The sequence below is a fragment of the Rhizobium sp. BK538 genome (assembly GCF_014197575.1).
Taxonomy (GTDB): Bacteria; Pseudomonadota; Alphaproteobacteria; order Rhizobiales; family Rhizobiaceae; genus Rhizobium.
In genome coordinates this window covers 12,429-38,741 of record NZ_JACIFT010000032.1, presented here as the reverse complement: position 1 = coordinate 38,741, position 26,313 = coordinate 12,429, and the positions used below count along the sequence as shown (strand labels likewise).

Here is a 26,313-nt window from a genome sequence, read left to right as displayed (position 1 = left end):
GGCGGGATAGGGGGGAGCCTTCGCCCCAGGAACAGGTGCAAACCGTCCCCCAACGAAGGTTCTCCTCTCAGTATCCCACCCTTGGGGAAGGAATGCTGGTTGTGGATCGTTCAGATACTCCTGCTAACAAGCCCCGTCACACTACATTTCCCCTATCAAGCCCGACACGCCGCCCCTTCGTTATCAGGTAGGTAGGAGCGCGAAGGTCGCAGCAAGGTGGGCTGTCGTTGACACCTTCACGGGATGGCCCGTTTACGCCCGAGGTATGCCTCTCGACGGACGGCCAGCACACGAAGTTGACGATCTGGTTCATGAACTGAACGAACCGGACTTGAAAGCTCGAGAGCGCCTCAATGTAGCCCGCCGCGAATTTTCGGAATTTTGACACGGACTTCCGGAATTGTCGAATTCGGCTAAAGGGCGGTTCAAAGCCCTTTTAAGGCGCGTTCTCCTGGATCTCATACACGGCTGCATTATCCTGCACTTCGGTATCTTGCTCAGTGCATCATCGCCAACGCCGCCGTGAAGAAATCCTCGCCTCCGAAGTTTCCCGATTTCAGCGCCAGCAGCATATCGCCCTGCGCATTGCCGATCGTGCGCAAGACCGGCACGCCAGGCGCGATCTCCGGGCCGATCAGAAATGCCGGAATGGCGAGCCTGTCGACGGCGGCACCCGAGGTTTCGCCGCCGGCAACGACCAGGCGCCGCACGCCTCTTGCCACCAGTTCGGCGGTGATGATCGAGGTTGCGGTTTCGATCGCATGGCCGGATGCGTCGCGTCCGTATTGCGCTTGCAGCCGGGAAACGGTTTCCGGCGCAGCACTCGCGGCGACGACAACCGGACCGGCCGAGATGCGGTCTCCAGCCCACGAAATCGCTGCGGCAATCTCATCTGGACCGGCCAGCAGCCGCTCCGGGTCGAGCCGCAGAACCGGCATCGATCGTTCGGCGACCTCAAGCTGCCGGAGCGTCGCTCTGGAGCAACTGCCGGCGACGATCGCCGAAAGCCCGCCGACGGGGCGAATGGCGTTTGCCGTTACAGTGCCGCCGGCAGAGGCCCGACCTGAGCGGACAAGTGCGCGGGCAAGGCCAAGCCCGAGGCCCGACGCGCCGGTGGACACCGGCGTTTCCAGCGCGATCTCGCCGAGCGTCTCGAGATCGCGTTCGAAGACCGCATCGGCTATTGCCGACCTGACACCTGCCTCACGCAGGACCTCGAGCCGGGCTCTGAGCGTATCCGGTCCCGCCGCAATTGACGGCAGGTCGATCAGCCCGATTGATCCACGCGACTGCCTGGCCATCACGCGCACGAGATTGGCGTCGTGCATCGGATTGAGGGGGTGGTCCTTGAGCGGGCTTTCGTTCAGTGGCTGTCCGCCGACGAAGAGATGGCCGAGATAGACGGTGCGGCCCGTTTCCGGAAAGGCGGGCGTCACCAGCACAACGCCACCGCCCGCGGCATCGCTTAGCGCCTCGGTGACCGGACCGATATTGCCGGCATCGGTGGAATCGAAAGTCGAGCAGATCTTGTAGAGCACATGGGCCGAGCCGCGCGCGCGCAGCCATCGTTCCGCCTTAGTCGCGGCCGCTACCGCGTCCGAGGCAGGCACCGAGCGGATCTTCAGGGAAACAACGACCGCGTCGACGTCCGGCAGCGCCAGCGACGGATCGGGGATGCCGACCGTCTGCACCGTGCGCAGGCCGTTTTTCGTCAGCGTGTTGGCAAGGTCGGACGCGCCCGTATAGTCGTCCGCGATCGATCCGAGCAATATAGCCATCGTCTAGCTCCGTGCAAAAGGTCTGAACCAGCCAAGACCGTCCAGTGTGTGGCCGCGCGGGATGTACTCGCAGCCGATGAAACCGTCATAGCCAAGGCGGTCGATTTCGCCGAACAGATAGGGATAGTTGAGCTCCTCCCCGTCCGGCTCGTTGCGTGACGGTACGCTGGCAATCTGGATATGGCCGGTGATCGCCATGAGGCGGCGCAAGGCCATGACCACGTCACCATGGATGATCTGGCGGTGATAGATGTCAAACTGGAGCTTCAGGTTCGGTAGGCCGAGGTCCGCGATCAGCCGCTTTGCGGCGCCGAAGTCATTGAGGAAATATCCCGGCATGTTTCGCCCATTGATCGGTTCAAGCAGGAGGTCGATGCCCTCCTCCGCAAGCCGCCCGGCAGCGTAGGCGACGGAGCGCCGGTAAGACGAGGCGGCGTCCTCGTCATGGGGATCGGCAAGACCGGCCATCAGATGCAACCGCTTCACGCCCGTCGCTGCCGCATAGTCGAGCGCCCGCTCCACATCCGACTTCAATGCTTCGAAGCGTCCTGGAAGCGCTGCGATACCCCGCTCGCCGGCGGCCCAGTCGCCCGGCGGCAGATTGAACAAGGCCTGCTGCAAATTGTTGCGGGCAAGCCGTTCGGCGATCGCCTCCGGCGGGGCTTCATAGGGAAAGAGATATTCGACGGCGCAAAAGCCGGCATCGGCCGCCGCGTCGAAGCGGTCGAGGAAGGGCCATTCGTTGAACATCATCGTCAGGTTGGCGGCGAAAACCGGCATGGTGAAGTTCCCTTTACAGGCTCTGCGGCTCTTTGGCGCCACCGGGCAATTGAGCGCCCGAGAGCTGGGCGTAGAGGCGCGCGAGCGAGGAATCGTCGTCACGCCCCATGCCAGCACCCGCAGCGGCCAGATACATCTGCAGAGCCGCGGCCGCCAGCGGCACCGGATAACGCTCGCAGCGGGCCATGTCCTGGACGATGCCGAGGTCCTTGACGAAAATCTCGATGCTGCTTAGCGGCGTATAGTCTCCGGCCAGCACATGCGGCACGCGGTTTTCGAACATCCAGGAATTGCCGGCCGAAGCCGTGATCACCTCGTAGACCTTGTTAAGATCGAGACCCTGCCTGGCGGCGAAGGTTATCGCTTCGCAGGCGGCCGCGATATGCACGCCGGCGAGAAGCTGGTTGATCATCTTGAAGGCAGCACCCGTTCCGGCCGCGTCGCCGAGTTCGTAGACCTTGCCGGCCATGGCGTCGAGACCCGGGCGGGCTGCGTCGAACGCCTGCATGGAGCCGGATGCCATGATCGTCAGGGCGCCGCTGGCCGCCTTGGCGGCACCACCCGAAATCGGTGCATCGAGATAATTGAGCCCAAGCGCCTCGGTCCGTTGCGACAGGTCGCGTGCGACGGCTGGATCCATGGTCGCCGAGGAGACGAAGACGGCACCGGGCTTCATCGTCTTCGCGACGCCTTCGGGGCCGAACAGGACGGCCTCGGTCTGCGCGCCGTTGACGACGACAGAAACAACGATATCGGCACCTTCTGCCGCGCCGGCGGGCGTGGCCGCGCCGCGGCCACCCTCGGCGACGAAGCGATCCACCGCCGCAGGCGTGATGTCGTAGCCGACGACGTCGAGACCTGCGCGTTTCATCGATCGGGCCATTCCAAGCCCCATGGAACCCAGACCTATGACGGCCGCGACAACGGCGGGGGCTGGGTTTTCAGCAAGCGGTGACATGACGATGTTCTCCAGTCTTGTAAGGGAAAAGCTGCCCCTCCGGATGCGGCCACCCGGAGGGGTCGAGATCTAGCGATTGACGGTTTGCGCAGGCACCATCAGCACGGCCAGCGAACCGATGATCAGCGCTGCTGCCAGCAAATACATGCCAGCGCTGTTGGTGCCGGTGAGGTCCTTCAGATAGCCGACCAGAAACGGCCCGAGGAACCCGGCGAGATTGCCAACCGAATTGATCCAGGCAATACCGGCCGCAGCCCCCGTACCAGCAAGAAAGGCGGTCGGAAGCGACCAGAAGAGTGGCGCGCAGCTGATGGCGCCTGCAGCGGCCAGCGAGAGGCAGACGATTGCGACCGTCGTGCTTGTCGCCGAAGTCGCCGCGACAAAGCCGCCGGCGGCGATGAGCGCGGGAATGACGAGGTGCCACCGGCGTTCGCGCAGCCGGTCGGCGGAGCGACCGAGCGCCAGCATGGCGACGAAGGTGCAGATATAGGGGATCGCAGAGATCAGTCCGATGTTCAGGTTTCCGGTGACGCCCGAGGCCTTGACGATGGTCGGCATCCAGAAATTCAGGCCGTATTGCCCGAGCACGAAGCAGAAATAGATCAGGCACATCAGCCAGACGCGGCGGTCCGTCAGGGTTCCGGCAATGCTGTGCGGGCTTGCGACCTTGGCCTTGTTCTCCGCCTCGATATTCGTCGTCAGCACCTGCTTTTCCTCATCGCTCAGCCATCTCGCGTCACCGATCTTATCATCAAGGTAGAAGAACGTGGCGACGCCGAAAAGGATGGCTGGAATGGCCTCGATGAGGAACATCCACTGCCAGCCGGAAAGGCCGTGCGTACCGTGGAAACTGTCCATCAAGAGGCCCGAAAGCGGATTGCCGAAAATGGCGGATATCGGGATCGCTGACATGAACGTCGTGATGATCCTGGCGCGGCGATGGGCCGGATACCAGGCGGTCAGATAGAGAATGATGCCGGGGAAAAATCCGGCTTCCGCAACGCCCAGCAGGAAACGCAGGACATAGAAGACGGTTTCCGACGAGGTGAACATGAAGGCGGCGGAAATGATGCCCCAGGTCACCATGATGCGGGCGATCCACACCCGCGCGCCGACCTTGTTCATGATGATGTTGCTCGGCACTTCGAACAGAAAATAGCCGATGAAGAAAATGCCTGCGCCGACGCCGTATGCGGCTTCCGACAGGCCGAGCTCGCTCGACATCTGCAGCTTGGCGAAACCGACATTGACGCGGTCGAGATAAGCGACCACGTAGCACAGCATCAAAAAGGGCACGATGCGCCAGAAGACCCTGCCATAGGCACGGTCTTCCACCGCCTGTGCGGCGTACACGCCATCGACTGGCGCCTGCGTCTGCAGCGTCATGATTTTCTCCTCCAATTGTTGCCGCGGTCTCAGTCGGTCCTCCCGCGGCACGCCAAGCCACTTTTGGCAGCGCTGCCATTTTCATTAATCCATTTTGGCAGCGCTGCCAACACAAAATTGGTAGCGCTGCCAAAAAAATCTTGCTTCTTGGCGGCAGCGGTGAAAAATGGGCGCCGATGCATCATCGCGCGGGCATACCCGCTGACGAGGAAGTCGTCGCAGAGCTGGGTTCAAAAGTGACCATGGACTTCAAACATCAGGCGACGGTGACGCTGGCCGAGGTCGCCGAAGCAGCCGGTGTCGGCGAGAGCACGGTGTCGCGCGTGCTGCGCAACCACGGCTCGTTTTCCGGCAAGACGCGGGACCGGGTGATGGCTGCGGTCGAGCGGCTCGGCTATGTGCCGAACCGGATTGCGGGAACGCTGGCTTCGACCGGTTCGCGTCTTGTCGCCTTCGTCATTCCCTCATTGTCCAACATCGTCTTTCCCGATGTGCTGCGAGGCGCCAGCGCCGTCCTGGAGGAAAACCGGTATCAGGCAGTTTTCTCCGTCACTGATTATGATCCCGACAAGGAGGAAGCGCTCGCCGCCGCGATGCTCGCCTGGCGGCCGGCTGCGGTCATGCTGGCAGGATACGAGCACACCGAGGGCACGGTAAAGATGCTGCGCGCGAGCGGTTGCCGGATCGTGGAACTGCTCGATGTGGACGGCGATGCTCTCGACATGGCGGTCGGCTTCTCGAACCGCGCGGCCGGACGCGACAGTGCCGCCTTCCTGCTCAAGCGGGGCTATCGCCGGATCGGCTATGTCGGTCACGACCTGAACCGCGATACCCGCGCCGGCAAGCGGTTTTCCGGCTTTTGCGAAACGCTCGGCGCGCATGACGCGCCGCTCGCCGACCACGAAATTCTGGCTGGAGCATCATCCGTGGAGAACGGCAGGCTGGGGCTGGAGCGGTTGCTCGCCCGCACGCCCGGTCTCGAAGCAGTCTATTTCTCGAATGATGACATGGCGCTCGGCGGTTATTTTCACTGCCTGGCGCGGGGGATTTCGATCCCCTCGCAGCTTGCCATTTTCGGCTACAACGGCCTCGATATCGGCCGGGCGACGCCGCAGCCGCTGTCGACCATCCGCACGCCGCGCGTGGCGACGGGACAGATGGCAGCGCAGCTCGTCGTCGCCAACGCACCACCCCAGGTCGTCGATCTCGGTTTCGAGCTGATCGAAGGGGCAACCGCCTGATTGGAGGAACTGTCATGTCCGACACGCGCCTGCGTGAGGAAATCTGCCGCTACGGCCGCTCGCTGTTCGAGCGCGGGCTGACGCCCGGCTCGTCCGGCAATATTTCGTTGCGGCTGGACGATGGCGGCTGGCTCGTCACGCCGACAAACGCCTCGCTCGGCTTCCTCGATCCGGCCCGCATCTCAAGGCTGGATGCCGAAGGCCGGCATCTTGCCGGCGACAAGCCGACCAAGGAAATTCCGCTTCACACGGCACTTTACGATACGCGCGGCAGCGCCCGCGCCATCGTCCATCTTCACTCCACCCACGCGGTGGCGCTGACCATGCTGCCGGAGATCGATCCGCGCGCCGCCCTGCCGCCGATGACCCCCTACTATCTCATGCGCGCCGGCCAGACGGCGCTCGTTCCCTACTATCGCCCCGGCGATCCGGCGGTGGCCGACGCAATCCGCGGGCTGGCGGGCAAATATTCGTCGGTGCTTCTGGCCAATCACGGACCGGTCGTCGCCGGCGACAGCCTGGAGGCGGCGGTGTTCGCTACCGAGGAGCTGGAGGAGACGGCGAAGCTCTATCTGTTGCTGCGCAATCTCAACCCCCGCTACCTCAGCCCGGCGCAAGTGGCCGATCTTACCAAGACCTTCGGCCTCGACCTGCCGTCGCATCACGACCACGACCACGACCACGATTGAATACGTGATCGTACTTCAAGGTGTTCATTCCTTCACCGCCCCGGTCATGGACGAGACGTAATAGTCGACGAAGAAGGAATAGAGGATCACCACCGGCAGCGAGCCGAACAGCGCACCCGCCATCAACGCTCCCCACTCGAACACGTCGCCGCGGACAAGTTCCGTCAGCACACCGACGGGCACGGTCTTGTTTTCCGAAGACTGGATGAAAGTCAGCGCATAGATGAACTCGTTCCAGGACAGCGTGAACGCAAAGATACCCGCCGATATCAATCCGGGGACGGCCAGCGGCAGGATGATCTTGATCAGAATCTGCCAGCGTGTCGCGCCATCCACCAGTGCGCTCTCCTCGAGCTCGAACGGGATCGACCTGAAATAGCCCATCAGCAGCCACGTGCAGAAGGGAATGAGGAAGGTCGGATAGGTAAAGATCAGCGCCAACTTGGTGTCGTAGATGCCGAACTTGAAGACGATGAAGGCGAGCGGAATGAAAAGGATCGAGGGCGGCACGAGGTAGGCGAGAAAGATCATCAGCCCCACCGGCCGCGAGCCCGAATACCGCACCCGCTCGATCGCGTAGGCCGCAAAGACCGAAGCTGCGAGCGACAGAAACGTCGCGCAGGTCGCAACCAGCATCGTGTTCCACAGCCAGCCCGGATAGGAGGTCTCAAACAGCAGGTACTTGATATGATCGAGCGTCGGGCCGACCACCCAGAAGGGGCTGTAGTTCGTATAGTCGGTCAGCTGCGAATTTGGCTTTATCGCCGTGATCGCCATCCAATAGAACGGAAAGAGCAGCACGAAGACGAATACCGCCATCGGCAGATAAACCATCACGATCCGGCGCGGCAGGCGATTGAGATAGCTCATTCCTTGTACGTCATCGGTCAAAACGGCGTCTTCGGATTTAACGGTCGTGGCCATTGTCATTCTCCCCCAATCAATCCTGGCCGCCCTGCTGCCATTTGCGGCGCTGCAGGCCGAAGAAGCTGAACATGATAGCGGCAAGCAGGAAGGGGATCATCGCCACGGCGATCGCCGCCCCCTCGCCCAACTGTCCGCCGGGAATGCCGCGCTGGAAGGACAGCGTCGCCATCAGATGCGTCGCATTCACCGGCCCGCCCTTGGTGAGAACGTAGATGAGCTGGAAGTCGGTAAAGGTGAACAGCACCGAGAAGGTCATGACGACGGCAATGATCGGCGTCAGCATCGGCAGCGTGACGTAGCGGAAGCGCTGCCAGCTTGTCGCGCCGTCCAGCGATGCCGCCTCCTGCAGTGAAGCGGGAATGGTCTGCAAGCCGGCGAGCAGCGAAATGGCGACGAAGGGAATGCCGCGCCAGACATTGGCTGCGATCACCGAGGCCCGGGCATTCGTCGGATCGCCGAGGAAGTTGATCGGGCTGTCGATCACGCCGAGCTGCATCAGCGACCAGGAGATGATCGAGAATTGCGCATCGTAGATCCACCAGAAGGCCAGCGCCGAAAGCACCGTCGGAACGACCCAGGGCAAGAGCACGATCGCCCGGAAGAAGGATTTGAACGGCAGGTTCTCGTTCAAAAGCAGCGCCAGCCAGAGCCCGAAGACGAATTTCAGGATCGACGCGACGATCGTGTAGAGAAGCGTGTTGAAGACCGCGAGCCAGAACACCGAGTCCTCGGCAAGGAAGATGTAATTTTCCAGCCCGATGAACACTCCGTCACGGCCGATGCGCGTATCGGTGAAGCCGAGCCAGACGCCCAGACCAAGCGGATAGGTCAGGAAGCAGACAAGGAAGACGGCGGCCGGCAGCATGAAGAGGAAGCCGATCATATTCTTGTTCTGCATGAGCGAAGCCATCGCCGATGGCGGCTTCCTGGACGATACTTTGGGCATCGGACATCTCCCGTATGACGAATTTGGGAATGGGGACCGGCGGCAGCATTTCCGCCGATACCCTATCTTCGCGGCCTTGCGGGCCGCTGCCGGCTCAGACCCGGTAATAGCGGTTTGCTCGGCGCTCAGCCTCGACAATCGCCTCTTCCGGTGTCTTCTGCCCGGTGACGGCGGTCGCGAACATGTCGACCAGCACATAGTCGGCCATCACACCGGCGGACGCATAGCCGAGCGGCCCGGCATAGCCGTTGGGACGCAGCGTTTCGGAAGCGCGCGCATAGGGCGCGTGGATCGGGTCGGACGTCCAGACAGGATTGCTGGCGAAGGCCTTGAGCGGCTGGCAGCAATAGGCGCTGGAGCCCGTGATCCAGGCATTCATCTGGTCGGCCTCCATCATGAACTTGATGTAAGCCTTGGCGGCTTCTGGATATTTCGTGTGGTTGAACAAAAGCAGCGAACTCGTCTGATGCAGTTCGACGCTCTGGCCGACCGGGCCGACCGGGAAGTTGGTGGTGCGGATATCGGCCGCAAGTTCCGCCGTCGCCGGGTCCTTCTTCGCCGCATAATAGAGCGAGACGCCGTTGGCCGTCAGCGACACCTGGCCGGCGAGGAAGGCGCGGTTGTTGTTGATGTCGAGCCAGCTCTCGGTGCCCGGAATGAAGGTCTCGTACAGCGCCTTGGCATAGTTGATCGCCTTCAGCGTCTCGGGACTGTTGATGACAACCTTGCCGCCTTCATCGACCATCTTGCCGCCATGGCTCCAGAGCAGCCAATGGGCATAGTTGTTGCCGTCGCCGACGGCTTTGCCGTGCGGGAACCCGGCGGGCGTTCCCTTGGCCTTCATGGCCTTGCAGAGTTCGAGGAAACCATCGGTATCCTTCGGAAACTCGCTGAAGCCGGCCGCCTTCATGTGGCTGTCACGGTAGCAGACGGCGTTGCCGATGGCCGTCAGCGGCATGGCGATGAACTTGTCGTCGCGCGTCGCATAGCCTTTCACGCCATCGTACCATCCGCCATATTTGCCGCCGAGATAGTTGGCGAGCTCGGTCAGATCGACAAGTTTGTCCGGGTATTGGTGGGCGTCGTCAAACCAGCACATCACCAGATCCGGCCCGGACCCGACATTCGCAGCGACCGCAGCCTTCGGGCGAATGTCCTCCCAGCTTTCCTTGTCGATGCGGACCGCAACCCCGGTCGCTTCCGTGAATTTTGCGGTATTGGCAAGCCATGCATCCTCATCGCCCTTGACGAAGGGTGTCCAGCGCAACAGCCTCAGGCTTGCACCTTCCTCCGGCTTGTAGGCCGGTTCCGCCGCTTGAGCGAAAGACGGACGGATGCCGAAAGGCGAAAGACCGGCCATGCCCGCGATCGCGGCAGATGCGGTAAGAAAATCACGTCTCTTGAAAGTCATCATGCTCCTCCTTCGTGGCACGGGACATATCCGTACCGGCACCCGCCGTCCCGTTTGGCGAATGCGGCGGCAATGGCTTCCGGCACGGCCGGAAAAGCCGGCCCCGAAACCGGATGCGCCAGGGCTCCTCTTCCCTCGCGCAGCCGCAAACGGGGCGGTATCAGTCGGTCAGCCGCGCTCCGGTTTCGGCATCGAACAGGTGAACGTGATTGGCATCGATCGACAAGTGGATTGCCTCTCCCGGCTTAACGTTCACGCGTTCGCGGAAAATGCAGGTGACGTCCGTTGCGCCGAAGCGCACGATCATCTGCGTTTCGTAGCCGGTGGGCTCGATAACCGCGACACTGGCGGCAAACCCGTTCGGGTCGAGCGACATATATTCCGGCCGCAGGCCGTAAATGAGATCGCGCCCCCTTCCCGCCAACGGCGGCCGGGCGACGGGCAGCGCCATCCCATCGGTTGCGATAAAGCTGTTCGGATTTTGCGGATCGAGCCTGCCCTTGATCATGTTCATCGCCGGCGAGCCGATAAAACCGGCGACGAAAAGATTGGCGGGGCTGTCATAAAGCTCAAGCGGGGAACCGATCTGCTCGACAATGCCGTCATGCATGACGACGATCTTGTCGGCCATCGTCATCGCCTCGATCTGGTCATGCGTGACGTAGACGGTCGTCGTCTTCAGCCGCTGGTGCAGTTCCTTGATCTCGGCGCGCATGGCTACGCGCAGTTTCGCATCGAGGTTCGACAGCGGTTCGTCGAAGAGAAACACCTGCGGATCGCGCACGATCGCCCTGCCCATGGCCACGCGCTGGCGCTGGCCGCCGGAGAGCTGGCGCGGATAGCGGTCAAGCAGCTTTGAAAGCCCCAAAATTCCCGCCGCGGTGCCGACGCGCTTGTCGATCTCGGATTTCGGCGAGCCGTTCAGCATTAGCGAGAAGGCCATATTGTCGGCGACCGTCATATGCGGGTAAAGCGCATAGTTCTGGAATACCATGGCGATATCCCGATCCTTGGGCGGCAGGGTATTGACGACCTTGTCGCCAATGCGGATTTGGCCCGCCGAAATGTTTTCAAGCCCGGCCAGCATTCGCAGAAGCGTCGATTTCCCGCAGCCCGAGGGGCCGACAAGGATGACGAATTCGCCATCCTCGATTTCGATGTTCACGCCCTTGATGACGGGAAAGGCTCCGAATGATTTTCTGACATCGACGAAGTCAACGCCTGCCATATGCTTTCCTCCCTGTGAGTTTCATCTGAAATCGGCGGATTGTCCGGCGGCCTCCTCATGCCGTTCTTGGACCCCGTCCGGTTCCCTCTCGACTGCCCTTACCCTCGCCCCACCAGCGGCATCTTCGTCGCCATGACCGTCATCGTCAGCACATTCGCCTCCAGCGGCAGGCTTGCCATGTAGACAACGGCCTTTGCGATATGCGCGACCGGGATCGTCGGCTCACTGGCGGTCTCGCCATTTGCCTGCAACACCCCGGAATTCATCTTCGACGTCATGTCGGTCGCGGCATTGCCGATATCGATCTGGCCGCAGGCGATGTCATATCTGCGCCCGTCGAGCGCGGTCGACTTGGTCAACCCCGTGATCGCATGCTTGGTGGCCGTGTAAGGTGCTGAGTTCGGCCGCGGCGTCTGGGCCGAAATCGAGCCGTTGTTGATGATCCGCCCGCCGCGCGGCACCTGCGCCTTCATCAGCCGGAATGCCTGCTGTGTGCAGAGAAAGGCACCCGTGAGATTTACGGCGACAATACCGCTCCATTGCTCGAAGGTCACATCCTCCAGCGACACTGGCGGCACGGTGGAACCGGCATTGTTGACCAAGAGGTCGAGCCGGCCGAACTGCGTGCGGATCGTTTCGAAAAGGCGCGCGACCGCAGCCGGGTCGCCGATATCTGCAACGATCGCCCGCACGGTTCCTCCCGTTTGCGCCGCTATTGTGCCAGCGGCTTTGTCGAGCACGTCGGCGCGCCGGCCGGTGATGACCACGGTATAACCCTCCGTGCTCAAGGCCTCGGCGACGCCGCGTCCGACGCCCGTGCCACCGCCCGTCACCAATGCGATCTTGCCTTCGCCGGATTTCAAAGCGCGAACCATCTCAAATATGTCCTGCGAGTTCGTCTTCGATATGGATCCTGATGATCTCGTCGAAGTTGGTTTCGGCTCTGAAGCCCAGTTCGCAAGCACGCCGTGCGTCGAAATCGGTCGCCCAGCCTGAAACAATCGAGTCGATAACCGGGTCGGGCTCACGGCGGATGAGCTTGACGGCCTTCTCACCAGCCACACGCCGAAGCGCCTCGATCTCTTCACCAACGAGGGCGGAAAGGCCAGGCATGGTCAGATTGCGTCTCGGGCCGATCGCAGACGTATCCATCCGCGCGGCATGAATGAAGAAACCGACCGCCGAACGCGGGCTTGCAAACCAGTGGCGCACGTTCTCGTCCACCGGCAACACTGCCTCCTGACCTGCCAGCGGCTCGCGGAGAATATTGGAAAAGAAGCCGGATGCCGCTTTGTTGGGTTTGCCGGGGCGGATGCAGATCGTCGGCAGGCGGATGCCGACACCATCGAAAATGCCGCGCCTCGAATAGTCGGCGAGAAGCAGTTCGCAGATCGCCTTTTGCGTGCCGTAGCTCGTCAGTGGCGTGGTGAAGAACTCATCGCCGATCTTTTCCGGAAAAGGCTTTCCAAAAACGGCGATCGATGAGGCAAAGATGACGCGCGGGACATAGGGCTCCCGCAAACCCTCATGGCGGATCGCCTCGAACAGAGCCCGCGTTCCGTCAAGATTGACCTTGTAGCCCTTGTCGAAATCAGCCTCGGCCTCACCGGAAACGATCGCCGCGAGGTGGAAGATCACGCCGGGCCGTAAAGCGACGAGTTTCTCAGCCGCACCGTCTTTTGAAAGATCAAGCGCAAGTGTCGTTGCAGCGGCCGACAGCGCCTGCGGCACCGGCGGTTCGATGACATCAACCAGCGTCAGCTTGGAAATATCGTAGCCAAGCACGTCTGCCTTTGCGGCGAACTTCTCCACCAACTTTCGGCCAACCATCCCGGCCGCTCCAATCACCATGACATGCATACTCGGTGAACCTTTCTACCTGCTGCCGGCCAAGCCGGATCACGTTTTCGTCCTGCTCTTGCTCTTTTCCCGCTTCGGCTGCCCAGTTGCGCCAAGCAGTTCCTTCGTCGTGTCGTAGATCCGGGTGAGATGCTGTCGAAAGGCGCCAACCACCGCGTCCCGGTCGCGCCGCTCCAGTGCCTCCACGATCTCGGTGTGGTCGTCGTAGCTCGCATCTATGGCGCCCGGCCGTGACATCGCGCTGCGCCGGTGGTCCATCATGTAGGTGTAAAGATCGGTGACGAAATCGCAAAGCAGCGGGTTTCCGCATGCCCGATAGATTCCGATATGGAATTCGCGATCGCAGATCAGGAAGCGCATGGCGTCATCGCCACACAACTTCTGCGCTTCGAGCAGGCTTTTGAGCTTGCCCAGCGTCTCTTCATCAATCCGATCGGCAGCATCGCCGACGACCTTCAGCTCGATATGCAACCGGGCCGCATGAACATCGTCGAGATCGTAGCTGTCGATGGCGTTGGGCGATGCGATGGTAACGGTGAGATGACTGAGGTCGACATTGCAGACCCGCGTGCGGCTGCCCTGAGACACCTCGACGATGCCGCGCGCGGAAAGCGTCTGGATGGCACCGCGCACGGTCTCGCGGCTGACATGAAGCACGTTGGCGAGTTCCCGTTCACCCGGCAAGACGTCGCCAGGACGCAGCATGTTGGTGGCGATTAGCACCATCAGCTTGTCGGCGATGAGGTCACGAGCCGTGCGCCGGTCGAGACTTTGTCCGACCTTCGGCATCTGTGTGAGTATCGGGCTGCCGCTCATCGCCGTCATCACCTCTAACTGACCCACTGGTTGGTCCAGCAGATCAGTTGTCATGGAGCCGCGAAAATCATGTCCAGTCAATAGAGGTTCGTCGCTGCACTGCATCAAAAATCGGCTGTGCAACGGCGCCGTTGCTCACCTTGCGCCTCGGCATGTGGTCGACGAAGTCACGCTCAACGATCTGAGAGCGGCGCGAATGTTCTGCGACGCATTTTTTGCAGTACCTGATTTCCCTTCCGCAAGAACTTCAAAATAGGCGCGCGGGCCAACTGCTTGGCGGCCGGAACCCTCTTCGCGACACCAGTTAATCTCCTGCAGCGCATCCAGGTCCGCATCAGGCCCGGCGGCGGGGAGCCGGCGCCGGGCGTTTGCTTGGTCTCGTCGTGGTAAAAAGAAAACCCGCCGGCCTTCGCGCCGACGAGCATGCTGCGCTCCTTAGACGCGGCCAACCCATTCGGGCTATTGATCCCCACGAGATGGAACCCCATCTGCGGTTCGCACCGATATCAACCCTCGTGATCGCAAATGCCTATCTTTGAAAATACTGCACGAATAAACTGTGCACACGCTTCCGGACGCCGCCTCGTTATTGTCGAACAACGAAAATTTCCGTCATCCCCGCCAGACGGGAAACCTCGGGCACCTGTCGTCGATTATATGACCGAAGACGGCCAAGTTGCGAATAAGATCGACGACGAGAACTTTCTCCTGCTCCTGACCGACGAAGTCTTCCATCGAACGTGAAGGTGCCGCAAGCGTTACCTTGTGGTACGCCCTTGGATGGTGACTGCGGCGCGGCCCATTCCAGAGTCCAGCTCAGGCAAACCTCTGTATAGCTTCGCAAGGTGCGGTCAGCCGATAGGCTGTCGTCGCCTCATTGCCCTCCCATGAGGCGAGCAGCAGCGCCCGGTGTTCCTCCCCTTCACCGCGTCAGCGGACATCGAATCCGCGTTGACCGCCCCGGCTAAACCCGAGACGGTCTTTTTTGATTCCGATGTCTGCGGTTGACAACGCAAGAAAAAGCCGCCGCCCGAACGAGAGCAACGGCCGCATTGAGGGGTGAACCGTTTTGGATCGTCGCTGAGTCGCAATCGTTGCGACCCTTCTGCTAACCTGCGAGCGCTACCGGCTAGAAGTCAAAATACAGGGTCACTCCCGACCGCCGCTGATAGCCGTAATAGTCGGGATAGCCGCCGTAGTACCGAGGATAGCCATAGTACCTCGGATAACCGCGGTACCCGTAGTGGCGAGGGTAGCAGTTGCCGTAGTAACGGCAGGAGCGGTAGGCGTAGCGCCGGTTCCAATAGCGATCCGAACGCCAATAACCATAGTGCCGGTTGTTGATCTGCACGATATCGCCGGTTTGCGCTTGCTCGGATATCGACACGAACATCGGCGTGGCGTTTAGCGGCAGGGCGAAAAATGCAGCCAGGCTCATTGCTGCGAGGGCGGATAAGAGCTTCTTCATCATGAACTCCTCCTCGCCAACTACATAAAGCCATCAAGCCTGAACCGCCAATGAACGTTGCGTGTGCCGAGACTTGCGCTTTTCGCGGATGGGTTGCAGCCTGGCGGTCGGCCGCGTAGCAGAGTCAACCGGCCGGCGCGCTGCTTGCGTTGGCGCCGCTGGTGACCGCGCCGGCCGTTGGTGAGCTTGAAGAGAAAGACCGCATTTTCGGCGGGCAAGCGCGCATTTCGCGCCCTAAACGTTTCCGGCGATCAGGTCGAATAGTTCGTCGCGCCCGATGGTCGTAAAGCTCAGCCAGTCCATCGAGCCGCGTCCCGAGTTGCCGGGGGCCAAGTGGGACCAAGTCGCAACCGGGTCAGTAGCTGCACGACCGCTCGTTGCTCGGTCTGAACCCACCCGCACAGGCCGGATTCACGGACGTCCTCGGTTGGTATTGGTAATCAGGCGGGTTCGGATTTCGTGGTGTCGTCGTACAAGCTGAAATGATCGCGGTCAGACAAATGATCATTCCAGCTGCCGCAAATACGTGAAATCTGCTCATAGGGAATCTCCCCGCCGCGATGATTTGCGTCCTTGACGCGAAAATGCCGCACCATCAAGCAGATGCGAGGGCTATCACGAACACTTGACCGCCGCCCTCGCCCGCCTCACTGAGCCTTTCTGTCGCGGCCCACCAATCCGCATGCGTTCCGACACCACCCGACAGTTACAGCTCTCGGCGCTCCCCGCCGGCGGCATTGTTTTCAGCAGGAAGGGCGGCCGGCATCGAAGGGATCCTTCCTGCTCAACCTGACGAAGGCCGCAGGGTTGAGACTTCGGAACGCGGGGGTAAGTTCTCCCACTCAGTTTGATTAACAAGCTCTTACCAATCAATGAACGCCCAAGAACTGCTTCAGCTCCGGCGTCTTCGGATCGGCAAACAACTCTTCCGGTGGACCGATCTCATGGACCTTGCCCTCATGCATGAAAAGGACGCGCGAGCAGACATCACGCGCGAATTTCATTTCATGCGTCACCATAAGCAGGGTCATGCCCTCGGCGGCAAGTTCGCGCACGACAGCCAGCACTTCGGAGACGAGTTCCGGGTCGAGCGCCGAGGTGATCTCGTCACAAAGCAGTGCGATCGGCTGCATGGCAAGCGCCCGCGCGATGGCGACGCGCTGCTGCTGGCCGCCTGAAAGCTGGTCGGGATAGGCATCGAACTTATGGCCAAGGCCGACGCGATCCAACATCTTGCGGGCGACCGCTTCGGCATCCGCCTTCGCCGTTTTCTTGACGACGGTTTGCGACAGCATGACGTTGCCGCCGGCTGACAGGTGCGGGAAGAGATTGAACTGCTGGAAGATCATGCCGACCTTCAGGCGCAACGCCTTCAAATGCACCTCGTCGTCCAGAAGCTGGGCGCCGGCCACCGAGATCGAGCCTTGAGTGATGGTCTCAAGGCCGTTGATGCAGCGAAGCAGGGTCGATTTTCCCGAACCGCTCTTGCCGATGATGGCGATAACTTCGCCGGGCTCCACGTCCAGGTTGATGCCCTTCAGCACCTCGTTCGTGCCGTAGCTCTTGCGGACTTCAGTGATTTCGATGAGCGACATTGAGCTTCCTTTCGAGGATCTGGCTGCTCTTCGACAGAGGCCAGCAAAGCGCAAAATAGATGAGGGCGACGAACCCGTAGACGGTGAAGGGCTGGAAGGTGGCGTTGGTGACGACGGTGCCTGCCTTGGACAATTCGACGAAGCCGATGATCGAGGTCAGCGCCGTTCCTTTGACGACCTGGACGGAGAAGCCGACCGTCGGCGGCACGGCGACCTTCAAGGCCTGTGGCAGGATGACGTAACGCATCTGCTGGAGCCAGCCCATGCCGAGGCTGGCGGAGGCTTCCCATTGGCCTTTCGCGACGGATTCGACGCAGCCGCGCCAGATTTCGGCGAGGAAGGCGGCAGTCCAGAAGATCAGAGCCAGACCGGCGGCAAGCCATGCCGGCACGTCGATGCCGAAAAGGCCAAGCCCAAAGAAGGCGATGAAGAGCTGCATCAGGAGCGGCGTGCCCTGGAAAAGCTCGATGTAGTATTTCGCAAAGGCCCTGAGTGATTTCCGCTTGCTGATGCGCAGGAAGAGCAGCATCAGCCCGACCGCGCCGCCGCCGATAAAGGAGACGAGCGAGAGGAGAATGGTCCACCGCGTGGAAAGCAGCAGGTTGCGCAGGATGTCCCAGACGGTAAACTCGATCATCGCGTAAGTCTCCTCGGGAAGATGAACCCGCCAACGGCCGAAAGCACCTGCCTAAGCAGGATCGCCAGCGCCAGATAGATGGCGGTCGAGACGATATAGGCCTCGAAGGCCCGGAAGGTGCGCGACTGGATGAAGTTGGCGGCGAAGGTCAGGTCTTCGGCGGCGATCTGCGAGACGACCGAGGAACCGAGCATGACGATCACCACCTGCGAGGAGAGTGCCGGCCAGATACGCTGGAGCGAGGGCACGAGAACGACGTGGCGGAAGGTTTCGAACGGCGTCATGGCAAGGCTGGCGCCCGCCTCGAACTGTCCCTTCGGCGTCGCCTGGATGCCGGCGCGGATGATCTCGCAGCTATAGGCGCCGAGATTGACGATCATGGCGAGATTGGCAGCCGTCAGTTCGTTAAGCTGCAGGCCAAGCGACGGCAGGCCGAAGAAGATGAAGAAAAGCTGGATCAGGAACGGCGTATTGCGGATCAGCTCGACGTAGGCGGCGATCACGGGTTTCAGCCAGGCAGGTCCAAGCGCGCGTACCCAGGCGCAGAAAGTGCCGAGTGAAATGCCGAGCACACCGCCGATCGCGATAAGCTCGATGGTGATCAGTATGCCCTTGACGATCTGCGGGTAATACTGAAGCAGCCATCCGAATTCGAAATGGTAGCTCACGAAATTCTCCCTCTCTTCGATACCGGCGGTGACCTGGGTCATCCCACGTCTGGCGCGGGATGACCCTGAACGCGCGGTTTCCTTAGAGGTCCTTCGGGAGGTCGGTACCGAGCCACTTCTGGGCGATGGCGTTTAGCGTGCCATCGGCCTTGGCGGTGGCGATGATGCCGTTCACCTTTTCCAGAAGCGCCGGCTGCTCCTTGCTGAGGCCGATGTAGCAGGGGGAGTTCTTGATGAGGAACTTCAGTTCCGGGCGCTTCGGCGGGTTCTTGGCGAGGATGGCGGCGGCAACGACGTTGCCGGTCGCAACGGTCTCGACCTGACCGGAGAGGAAGGCGGAGATCGTGCCGTTGTTGTCCTCGTAGCGCTTGATCGTGGTATCGGCCGGCGCGATCTTCGTCAGCTCGAGGTCTTCGACTGCGCCGCGGGTGACACCGACGGTCTTGCCGGAAAGGTCTTCCACCTTGGCGACGGAAAGATCGCCGGGCGCGAACACGCCGTTGAAGAACGGAGCATAGGCTGCCGAGAAATCGATGACCTTTTCACGATCCGGATTCTTGCCAAGACTGGAAATGACGAGATCGACCTTGTTCGTCTGCAGGTAGGGAATGCGATTGGCGCTGGTGACTGGCACGAGTTCGGTCTTAACACCGAGCTTTTCGGCGATCAGGTTGGCCACGTCGATATCGTAACCCATCGGCGCCATGTCGGTGCCGACGCTGCCGAAAGGCGGGAAATCCTGCGGCACGGCGACGCGCAGCGTGCCACGCGCGGTGATGTCGGCGAGCGCATCGGCATGGGACGCGGAACCGAAGCCGACGGCGGCTGCGAGCGTTGCGATTGCGAAGAATGTTCTTCTTGTCAGCATGGGTTCATTTCTCCTTTGAGGTTGCGTTTTTTCGTGTGCCCGACGATTGGGCGGGTACGGTCCTGGGAGGGAGCGACAGGGAGTTGCGCAGTTCGGCGAGAGGGTCGGGGCGCGTCGTGAGATCCAGGCCGGTCTCCACCTCGTCCAGATGCTCGACGGAAAGCTCGGCGGCCCTGACGAAATCGCCGGCCTCCATCGCTTCGAAAATACGGCAGTGTCCCTCATGGGACTGCCCGGCGTGAAACTCCGACTGGTAGAGCATCGAGATGAGGATCGTGCGGGCGGTGAGGTCGCGCAGGATTTCGACAAGGATCGCGTTGCCGGCCAGTTCGGCAATGCGGATATGGAAATCACCCATGAGGCAGGTGAGGCGCTGGCGGTCGCCGGCGGCCATCGCAGCCTTTTCCTCGTCCAAATGGGCGATAAGAACCTTCCGCCCCTCGTCCGTGAGCGCGCGCATGCCACGCAGCAGGCCCGACTCGATGGCGCGCCTTGCTTCATAGACAGTCATCGCCTCTTCGGCGGACGGCTCGACCACGAACCAGCCCCGTCGAGGGCTTACGGTGACGATGCCACGCGTTTCGAGCCGCATCATCGCCTCCCGCACCCGGGTTCGGGACACGCCGAAGACCGACGCCAGCTGGTTTTCGCTCAGCCGCGTGCCGGGCCTGATCCGGGCGGATAGAATGCCCGAGATGATGGCCTCTTCGATGTTGTTCTGCGTGGTCTCAGCTGTATGGCTATCTTGCATACAAGACGGGTAAGCAAGGTGTATGCCAGTCTAATGAAATTAATAATATCAACTCATTACAGAAGTGTTGGGGCGCATTCGCCTAGATCATAGTCATATGTGTTGGGCCGCGGCCAAATTTTTGAACTTTTCGCTCCGTTATGCGCGACACAGCCGAAGGACACCAACAATGGAAGCTTTCTGACGCATTCATTTCGTGCCAGTCTCGCCTCCTCCGTTCAGATCGATGAGCGCTACACTCAAAAGCAGCTCGGCCGGCGATCGCGGAGATGGCGCGCAAACACCGTCGTCGGCGCGACCGCTTTCGGATCAATCTCACCACGGCGTCTGGCTTTGAAAAGCCCCTCTCCCCGACGGGTCGGAGCGATCAAGTTCGAGGCGCGCATCAATGAACTTATTGAAGGCAAGGTGGCCCTCGGCCGCCTCACGAAATTGAGCTAAAATGGTTGTATTCCGTGCATGAACCGGGCTCGAAATCCACGGCCTACGGTTTGACGTGCGAAGAGGGTGAAGGTCTCGGAATTACATGGGTGATCGACTAAGTTGGGATGATCTGCGGGTCGTCAAGGCTATCGGAGAATACGGCTCCCTCGCCGCGGCGGCAGCAAGCCTGGGCGTGAACAACTCCACGATGTTTCGACGCCTGTCACAAATTGAGGATGCGCTAAAGGTGGTGTTGTTTGACCGGCGGCGAAGCGGCTATATCGCGACTCACGCGGGCACTGAAGTCATAGCCCTTGCACGAAATATCGAGCTGGAGATAATTGGCGTTTCCACGCGGATTTCGGATCGCGAGGCCGGCCACGCCGGCGACCTTCGGATCACAACAAGCGATTCGCTAGCGTACAATCTCATAGTTCCCATTGTGGCGGCCTTTCGGACAGAAAGCCCCAGTATACGCGTTGAAGTTCTCATTGCGAACAATCCCTTCAATCTGGCCCGCGGTGAATCCGACATCGCAATTCGCGCGACCTCCGAACCTCCCGAGAACCTTTTTGGTCGAAAGGTGGCGACCATCGCCTGGGCAATGTACGGACGGCGATATGAGGAGCATCACGACGGGAAGGAAGCAGTAAGCCGGCACTGGACGTCCTACTCGGGCTCGCTCTCTCGCCTCAGGGCGGCCAAATGGATCGAACAGGCGGTTCCTTTTGAGAAGATTGTTTACAGAAGTGACTCGGTGGTGAGCATTGCGGCGGCGATCGAGGCCGGGATTGGAATCGGCTACCTGCCGTGCATGCTTGGCGACATTAACCAGAATTTGAAACGCCTGGGCAATGTTGAGCCAGATCTTTCAGATGAGCTTTGGGTACTCACGCATCCCGACATCCGACGGTCCGGACGGGTGTATGCGTTCACGGTGTTTTGCAACGAAGCAATCGCGAAGCAACGCAGCCTCATAGAAGGGGAAGTCCCTCGATAGAGGGGTATGTAGCGGGCTTCCATCCGCGAACATCGGATAGCCTGCTCAATTTCTGCCGCGCCAAAGGGATCGCACCTGCCACGACGGGCGGATCGCAAATTTGCAAACTAAGTCTTGCCAGAATGAAGCTTGAGTTATCCTCCCCTGCCGTGACAGGCTGTCTCTGGTTAGACCAGGAGGAGCAAAATGCAAACAGAAGCAAATAGCATTGTTGATCTGTCACGGAGAAGCATTGTCGGGGTTTCTGCTTTGGCTGCTGCCGCATTCACCGTGTCGGTCTCACCCGCCACGTCGCAAACAAAAAGCCAGAAGGTCGTAAAGAACTTCGGCGTTCCTTGGGAAGACGCCTACGGCTATGCGCAGGCTGTACAAGTCGGAGCCACGATCCACATATCCGGCCAGCTTAGCCATAACAATAAAGGCGAGATGGTAGCGCCGGCCCCCGTCGATGAAGGTGGAAAGGTTACGGATTTCTCGAACATGGGCGCACAGATGGAGCAATCATATGCCAACTGCGCCAAGGTCCTGGCGGCCTATGGGCTGACGCTCGATAGCGTCGTACAGGAAACGATCTATGTTCTGGATATGGACGCGGCTTTCAAAGTCGCGGGGCCTGTTCGCAAGACGGCGTTTGGATCTCCAAAGCCGGCCGTTGCCAGCACAATACTCGTGACGCCGCGCCTCGCATTTCCTAGCCAACTGATCGAAATCAGCATGGTTGCCGTAACTGACTAGGCCAAAAAGGCCCATCTGACGCGACGCCTGTTTCCGAACATCCGGCCGCTGCAGGGGTGAGTACCCAACACCCTTCCGGCCAGCTCGCAAGAGTACCGGTTCACTTTCCCACCGACGCCATAAAGGAGGAATCTCATCATGAGTGCATGGTGCACCATGGGCACAGCTTGCGCCGCCCTCGTCATCGCCACCGCAGTGCCTGCGGTGGGGCATGGCCCCGGCGACGTTGTCACGCCTCACTTCGAGAAGGCGATTCCCAACATTCCAGGGAAAGCGCTGACGGCCCTCATCGTTGACTATCCGCCGGCTGGGGCATCGGACCCGCACACGCACGCGGATTCTGCGTTCATTTTCGCCTACGTCCTGTCCGGAGAGATCGAGTCCAAGGTCAATGACAGTCCGACGCGGACCTATCGTGCTGGTGAGAGCTGGTACGAGCCGCCGGCTGCCCGCCATCTCGTCAGCCGCAACGCCAGCAAGACCGAGCCCGCAAGGCTGCTCGCCGTGTTCGTCGTCGACACGGATGAAAAGGCCCTGACCACCCCCATCGAGTAAACCCGAAGAGGAACATCGCCATGAACATCTTTATTGCCGGCGCCACGGGCGCGGTAGGCCTCCCACTCGTGCGCGCGCTCCGCGCACAAGGGCACCAGGTAACCGGTATGACGAGGCCAGGTCCAGGCGTCGATCGTCTGCGCGAGCTTGGAGCGGAGGCGTCCACGGCCGATGCCTTCAACGCAACGGAGGTGCGTCGCGCGCTCGAAGCGGCGAAGCCGGAGGTCGTCATCGATCAGCTCACTTGGCTTCCCCCAAGCCCGGCCGATATCATCAAAGCCATGCCCAACGACACCAGACTGCACCGCGAAGGCGGCGCCAATCTGCTCACGGCGTCAGAAGCAATCGGTGTCCGCCGCTTCATTATGCAATCGCGCGGCTTCTACCTTGATGCCCCCTCCGGGACGCTCGCAGACGAAACTGCAAAACTACGGCGCGACGCGCCGGGCGAGATCGGCGACAGCGCCCGCGCCTTTGACGATTACGAAAGCCGGGTCACCGGATCATCGATGCTGGCGGGCATTGTTCTCCGCTATGGTTTTTTCTACGGCCCAGGCACCTGGTATCGCCCCGACGGCGCGGTTGCGGATCAGGCTCGGAACCAGGAAGCAGTGATCATAGGAGACGGAAGCGCAGTATGGTCGTTCGTCCACATCGACGATGCGGTCGCTGCGACGGTCGCGTCGCTTACCGCTAAGCCTGGCGTCTACAACATCGTGGACGATGACCCGCTTCCGGTTTCCGAATGGCTCCCGGCCTTCGCGCGCTGGGTTGATGCGCCAGAACCACCGCGAGTCAGCGTCGATGACGCCTTAAAAACGGCCGGTGCGGAGGCGGTATATTATCACCTCTCTCTAACCGGCGCCTCCAACCGCAAGGCAAAGGCAAATCTCGGCTTTTCTCCGCGACCATTGCTCTGGAAATCCTGAGCGCAAAGCCTGCGAGAAGACACTGACGAGCCAGAAGCACCGGGCATTGCTGACCGCGCGCAAACTCTTGCAGGAAAAAGCCATCGCCATCGCGAATGACATTCGCGGATTGTTGCGCAACTTCGGTCTGAAAGTCGGATTGGTCGGCAAGGTCAAATTCGAGAAGCGGATCAATGAGCTGGTCGAAGACAGGCCTGATCTACACGAAATCATGCAGCCATTGTTGGCTGCACGCAAACTGCTGCGCGACGAGTTCAACAAGCTGCACAAGAAGGTTTTGGATTTGGTCTACGACGATGACGTTTGTCGCCGGTTGACGACGATCCCTGGTGTCGGCCCCGTTGTCGCTCTCACCTATACGGCAACGATCGATATTCCTGGCCGGTTTGCACATTCAAAGGCGGTCGGTTCTGTGCTCGGGCTGACGCCGAAACTGAGCGAGTCTGGTGAAAGCAAACGGGTCGGGCGAGTATCCTGCTGCGGTGACGCGATGATGCGATCCCTGCTGTACGAAGCCGCGCAAGTCGTGCTTGTAAACGTTAAGAAATGGTCGTGGCTAAAAGCGCGGGCGATGAATATCGCCAAACGCCGCGGCAGGCAAAAGGCGGTTGTCGCCTTGGCGCGACGGCTTGCGTGCATCGCATGTGGAGTGACGGAACCGAATTCTGCTGGACACGGGAGAGCTTGCCTGTTGCTGCGTAATTAACAACCAAGGTGACAAGAACCAAAGGAGACAAGAAGATTCCACTGCCGGTGGAAAGATGTCTTTCGCAGGACGACGGATGGGGTGAGTTCGCGCGGTTGTCTTGGTACGGTCGTTTATTGCGATCAGATCGCCGATTGGATTGTTCCGCCTCATTCTTCTGATCCCATAATGGGAGGGCCACGCAGGCCGAGCCCGGAGAGCAGCGCGATACTGCGAAGACGTCAATCGTCATAGCTACGGACAGTCAGAAGATGCTTGACCTCACCACGCCGAATAGAGAAGGACCTCCGCTCGCTGGCGCTGAGATTGATGTCGGTTTGTCAACGCCAAGGCCGGAAACTTGCACCAGGTTCCTTCCATTCGGAACCCGGTCAGCGGACGGGTTTGCATCAAGGCGACCCGACGAGATGCTGCAGTCGGCGCCCCGAAAAACGACGTGCCCGAGGTCATCGAAGATGCTCGAGCCGCTCCGAACTGACCTGGTCTGAAACCTCCACAAGTGGGCGATTTGAAGCAAGCGTTACGCGATCAGTCTACAGGGCTTTTGGCAGGAACGTTTCCGATCGGTGCGCGTTGATTCTTTTATCTCGCGCTACCTGGCGCGGACAACGTGAGGGAGGTTACTACCATGAAAGTCGTCAATTGCATGACCACGGATGTTCAGATCACCGATCCGGAGCAGACATTGCAGGATGTCGCCTTAATGATGGGACGTCTCGATGCCGGCGTTCTCCCGGTGGGTGACAATGACCGGCTGGTCGGCATGATCACTGATCGCGACATCGCCATTCGTGGCGTGGCAGAGGGTAAAGGGCCGGACGCAAAGGTGCGTGACGTGATGAGCACCGATGTCAAATACTGCTTCGATGACGAAGATATCGAAGATGTCCTTCACAGCATGGGCGATCTTCGAGTGCGGCGCTTGCCGGTCCTGAACCGAAGCAAGCGGCTCGTCGGCATCATCTCGCTAGGCGATCTGGCTATGAAGGGCGAGACCATGGAAACAGGCAGGGCACTGAGCGGCATCTCGCAACGCGGCGGTGCACATTCACAGACAGCCCACTGACGGTCCGCGTGGCACGATAGCAAAACGGCCGGCAGGCCCGCGGCCATCTGCTTACCCAATGCTTGCGCCATTGCCTTTGGGCGCAAGGCCGCTGCAATGACGCACATAAGGACGCCTGGCACAGCTCTTTTTGTCATGCGTCCAAATGCCACCCGGAAACGACGCTACCGGCTTGACCTGGCGACCAAATAAGAACAAAATAAGAACATTCAATGGAGGTTGTCATGAGCCATACCGAACAGGTTATTGCAAACGCTTTGGCAGTTGTTGCAGCCAGCCGTGCGGAACGTGAACGCGATGCCGAACGCCGTAAGCGCGTTTTTGGCAAGATCGACATCGGCCGCCCGCTGCCTTCGATCAAAGGTCAGCAACTCAGCCTGGACCTGCACTGATGCTGCCCATGACAAAGGAAGACGTCGACTTCGAAGTGCAGGCGGCACTCGCTTGGCACGACGACGACGTAAATGCGACCATTGCGACGCTGCTCGAGGACATCAGGCATCTGCGTCACCAGCTCGCCTTGACTGAGGGCGTCATCAGCCGTGGCATGACGCGTGGCTGGAAGCCCGAGTTCGAACGGAAATAGGCATGCGTCACCGCCGCGGCATCAATCTGGCGTTGCCTGTAGACTATGCCGTCAACCTTGATCGCGAAACACTCGGATCGTTACCGGAAATGTTCGTGCTCGTGGCCGCCTGTCCTTTATGCCTAAAAAGCACGCCGCTCGATCGATGGGAGCTTGGCAGGCGGATAGGCAAACACGTAACCCTTGCCACCTTGGCCAGGAGACTGAAATGCTCCGGCTGCGGGAACCATGCCGGCAACGGATTACTTGTCGGGCAGCTGCCGCGAGACTGACAGGGGTTGGCAGTCGAACTTCGCATCCGCGTCA

29 protein-coding genes and 2 pseudogenes are annotated in these 26,313 nt (G+C 60.6%); 12 read left to right on the top strand and 19 right to left on the bottom strand.

Going from position 1 to position 26,313, the window contains the following annotated elements; genetic code table 11:
• Positions 1-497: 497 nt before the first annotated feature.
• From otnK to FHX09_RS27335, 4 genes are all read right to left on the bottom strand, one after another.
• A complete protein-coding gene (gene otnK / locus FHX09_RS27350) occupies positions 498-1,778 on the bottom strand; it encodes a 3-oxo-tetronate kinase (protein WP_184450929.1) in 1,281 nt (426 codons plus the stop codon).
• Between the two features lie 3 nt (positions 1,779-1,781).
• Complete coding sequence (gene otnI / locus FHX09_RS27345; protein WP_184450927.1) at positions 1,782-2,558, bottom strand: 2-oxo-tetronate isomerase; 777 nt, start codon at positions 2,556-2,558, stop codon at positions 1,782-1,784.
• Between the two features lie 13 nt (positions 2,559-2,571).
• On the bottom strand, positions 2,572-3,516 hold the full coding sequence (gene ltnD / locus FHX09_RS27340) for an L-threonate dehydrogenase (RefSeq protein ID WP_184450925.1): 945 nt from the start codon (positions 3,514-3,516) through the stop codon (positions 2,572-2,574).
• 69 nt (positions 3,517-3,585) lie between these two features.
• A complete protein-coding gene (locus tag FHX09_RS27335; protein ID WP_183721453.1) occupies positions 3,586-4,902 on the bottom strand; it encodes an MFS transporter in 1,317 nt (438 codons plus the stop codon).
• A 242-nt stretch (positions 4,903-5,144) separates the two neighbouring features.
• Here FHX09_RS27335 and FHX09_RS27330 point away from each other — a divergent pair, with 242 nt between their 5' ends.
• Together FHX09_RS27330 and FHX09_RS27325 are read left to right on the top strand one after the other, a co-directional pair.
• The gene (locus FHX09_RS27330) at positions 5,145-6,143 is read left to right on the top strand and encodes a LacI family DNA-binding transcriptional regulator (RefSeq protein WP_183721450.1); all 999 of its coding nucleotides are present in this window, start codon (positions 5,145-5,147) and stop codon (positions 6,141-6,143) included.
• 14 nt (positions 6,144-6,157) lie between these two features.
• Entirely contained in the window at positions 6,158-6,832 is a 675-nt protein-coding gene (locus FHX09_RS27325) for an aldolase (protein ID WP_184450923.1), read from the top strand.
• A gap of 24 nt (positions 6,833-6,856) precedes the next feature.
• Here FHX09_RS27325 and FHX09_RS27320 read toward each other — a convergent pair whose 3' ends face one another.
• From FHX09_RS27320 to FHX09_RS27255, 15 genes are all read right to left on the bottom strand, one after another.
• Complete coding sequence (locus FHX09_RS27320) at positions 6,857-7,756, bottom strand: carbohydrate ABC transporter permease (protein WP_007799699.1); 900 nt, start codon at positions 7,754-7,756, stop codon at positions 6,857-6,859.
• A gap of 16 nt (positions 7,757-7,772) precedes the next feature.
• Positions 7,773-8,705: a sugar ABC transporter permease gene (locus tag FHX09_RS27315; RefSeq protein ID WP_183721444.1), complete on the bottom strand. Its 933-nt coding sequence runs from the start codon at positions 8,703-8,705 to the stop codon at positions 7,773-7,775.
• 94 nt (positions 8,706-8,799) lie between these two features.
• The gene (locus FHX09_RS27310; RefSeq protein WP_132592777.1) at positions 8,800-10,116 is read right to left on the bottom strand and encodes an ABC transporter substrate-binding protein; all 1,317 of its coding nucleotides are present in this window, start codon (positions 10,114-10,116) and stop codon (positions 8,800-8,802) included.
• A 160-nt stretch (positions 10,117-10,276) separates the two neighbouring features.
• The gene (gene ugpC, locus FHX09_RS27305) at positions 10,277-11,344 is read right to left on the bottom strand and encodes a sn-glycerol-3-phosphate ABC transporter ATP-binding protein UgpC (RefSeq protein WP_184450921.1); all 1,068 of its coding nucleotides are present in this window, start codon (positions 11,342-11,344) and stop codon (positions 10,277-10,279) included.
• A gap of 98 nt (positions 11,345-11,442) precedes the next feature.
• The gene (locus FHX09_RS27300; protein ID WP_183721441.1) at positions 11,443-12,219 is read right to left on the bottom strand and encodes an SDR family oxidoreductase; all 777 of its coding nucleotides are present in this window, start codon (positions 12,217-12,219) and stop codon (positions 11,443-11,445) included.
• A 1-nt stretch (position 12,220) separates the two neighbouring features.
• On the bottom strand, positions 12,221-13,204 hold the full coding sequence (gene denD / locus FHX09_RS27295; protein ID WP_132592706.1) for a D-erythronate dehydrogenase: 984 nt from the start codon (positions 13,202-13,204) through the stop codon (positions 12,221-12,223).
• Between the two features lie 39 nt (positions 13,205-13,243).
• Entirely contained in the window at positions 13,244-14,020 is a 777-nt protein-coding gene (locus tag FHX09_RS27290) for a FadR/GntR family transcriptional regulator (protein ID WP_183721556.1), read from the bottom strand.
• Between the two features lie 173 nt (positions 14,021-14,193).
• Positions 14,194-14,445: a hypothetical protein gene (locus FHX09_RS27285; protein WP_184450919.1), complete on the bottom strand. Its 252-nt coding sequence runs from the start codon at positions 14,443-14,445 to the stop codon at positions 14,194-14,196.
• Positions 14,446-15,149: 704 nt separating this feature from the next.
• Positions 15,150-15,488 carry a hypothetical protein gene (locus tag FHX09_RS27280; RefSeq protein WP_246699522.1) on the bottom strand — a complete coding sequence of 113 codons (339 nt, stop codon included), beginning with the start codon at positions 15,486-15,488 and terminating at the stop codon, positions 15,150-15,152.
• A 355-nt stretch (positions 15,489-15,843) separates the two neighbouring features.
• Positions 15,844-16,029, bottom strand: coding sequence for a hypothetical protein (locus FHX09_RS30170; RefSeq protein ID WP_246699521.1), 186 nt, complete (start codon positions 16,027-16,029; stop codon positions 15,844-15,846).
• Between the two features lie 328 nt (positions 16,030-16,357).
• A complete protein-coding gene (locus FHX09_RS27275) occupies positions 16,358-17,083 on the bottom strand; it encodes an amino acid ABC transporter ATP-binding protein (protein WP_132592714.1) in 726 nt (241 codons plus the stop codon).
• The gene (locus tag FHX09_RS27270) at positions 17,061-17,720 is read right to left on the bottom strand and encodes an amino acid ABC transporter permease (protein ID WP_184450916.1); all 660 of its coding nucleotides are present in this window, start codon (positions 17,718-17,720) and stop codon (positions 17,061-17,063) included. The genes FHX09_RS27275 and FHX09_RS27270 overlap by 23 nt, the downstream gene beginning before the upstream one ends.
• Entirely contained in the window at positions 17,717-18,388 is a 672-nt protein-coding gene (locus FHX09_RS27265; protein ID WP_037083812.1) for an amino acid ABC transporter permease, read from the bottom strand. The genes FHX09_RS27270 and FHX09_RS27265 overlap by 4 nt, the downstream gene beginning before the upstream one ends.
• Positions 18,389-18,470: 82 nt before the next feature.
• A complete protein-coding gene (locus tag FHX09_RS27260; RefSeq protein ID WP_132592718.1) occupies positions 18,471-19,256 on the bottom strand; it encodes a transporter substrate-binding domain-containing protein in 786 nt (261 codons plus the stop codon).
• Between the two features lie 4 nt (positions 19,257-19,260).
• A complete protein-coding gene (locus FHX09_RS27255) occupies positions 19,261-20,007 on the bottom strand; it encodes a GntR family transcriptional regulator (RefSeq protein WP_183721431.1) in 747 nt (248 codons plus the stop codon).
• Positions 20,008-20,193: 186 nt separating this feature from the next.
• Here FHX09_RS27255 and FHX09_RS30165 point away from each other — a divergent pair.
• The 10 genes and pseudogenes from FHX09_RS30165 to FHX09_RS27210 form a co-directional block, all read left to right on the top strand.
• Positions 20,194-20,399: pseudogene (locus FHX09_RS30165) on the top strand (hypothetical protein); the annotation flags it as partial.
• Between the two features lie 134 nt (positions 20,400-20,533).
• On the top strand, positions 20,534-21,430 hold the full coding sequence (locus tag FHX09_RS27250; RefSeq protein ID WP_184450915.1) for a LysR family transcriptional regulator: 897 nt from the start codon (positions 20,534-20,536) through the stop codon (positions 21,428-21,430).
• A 186-nt stretch (positions 21,431-21,616) separates the two neighbouring features.
• The gene (locus FHX09_RS27245; protein ID WP_184450913.1) at positions 21,617-22,165 is read left to right on the top strand and encodes a Rid family hydrolase; all 549 of its coding nucleotides are present in this window, start codon (positions 21,617-21,619) and stop codon (positions 22,163-22,165) included.
• Positions 22,166-22,303: 138 nt separating this feature from the next.
• Positions 22,304-22,720 (top strand): cupin domain-containing protein, encoded by a 417-nt coding sequence (locus FHX09_RS27240; RefSeq protein WP_183721422.1) that lies wholly within the window; start codon positions 22,304-22,306, stop codon positions 22,718-22,720.
• 20 nt (positions 22,721-22,740) lie between these two features.
• The gene (locus FHX09_RS27235) at positions 22,741-23,649 is read left to right on the top strand and encodes an NAD(P)-dependent oxidoreductase (RefSeq protein ID WP_184450911.1); all 909 of its coding nucleotides are present in this window, start codon (positions 22,741-22,743) and stop codon (positions 23,647-23,649) included.
• 16 nt (positions 23,650-23,665) lie between these two features.
• Positions 23,666-24,351: pseudogene (locus FHX09_RS27230) on the top strand (IS110 family transposase); the annotation flags it as partial.
• A gap of 632 nt (positions 24,352-24,983) precedes the next feature.
• Positions 24,984-25,421, top strand: a complete 438-nt coding sequence (locus FHX09_RS27225; RefSeq protein ID WP_132592730.1) for a CBS domain-containing protein — start codon at positions 24,984-24,986, stop codon at positions 25,419-25,421.
• 224 nt (positions 25,422-25,645) lie between these two features.
• A complete protein-coding gene (locus FHX09_RS27220) occupies positions 25,646-25,813 on the top strand; it encodes a hypothetical protein (protein WP_007799735.1) in 168 nt (55 codons plus the stop codon).
• Positions 25,813-26,007: a hypothetical protein gene (locus FHX09_RS27215; protein WP_183721417.1), complete on the top strand. Its 195-nt coding sequence runs from the start codon at positions 25,813-25,815 to the stop codon at positions 26,005-26,007. Before FHX09_RS27220 ends, FHX09_RS27215 begins: the two co-directional genes overlap by 1 nt.
• A gap of 2 nt (positions 26,008-26,009) precedes the next feature.
• On the top strand, positions 26,010-26,279 hold the full coding sequence (locus tag FHX09_RS27210; RefSeq protein ID WP_184450909.1) for a hypothetical protein: 270 nt from the start codon (positions 26,010-26,012) through the stop codon (positions 26,277-26,279).
• Positions 26,280-26,313 lie beyond the last annotated feature (34 nt).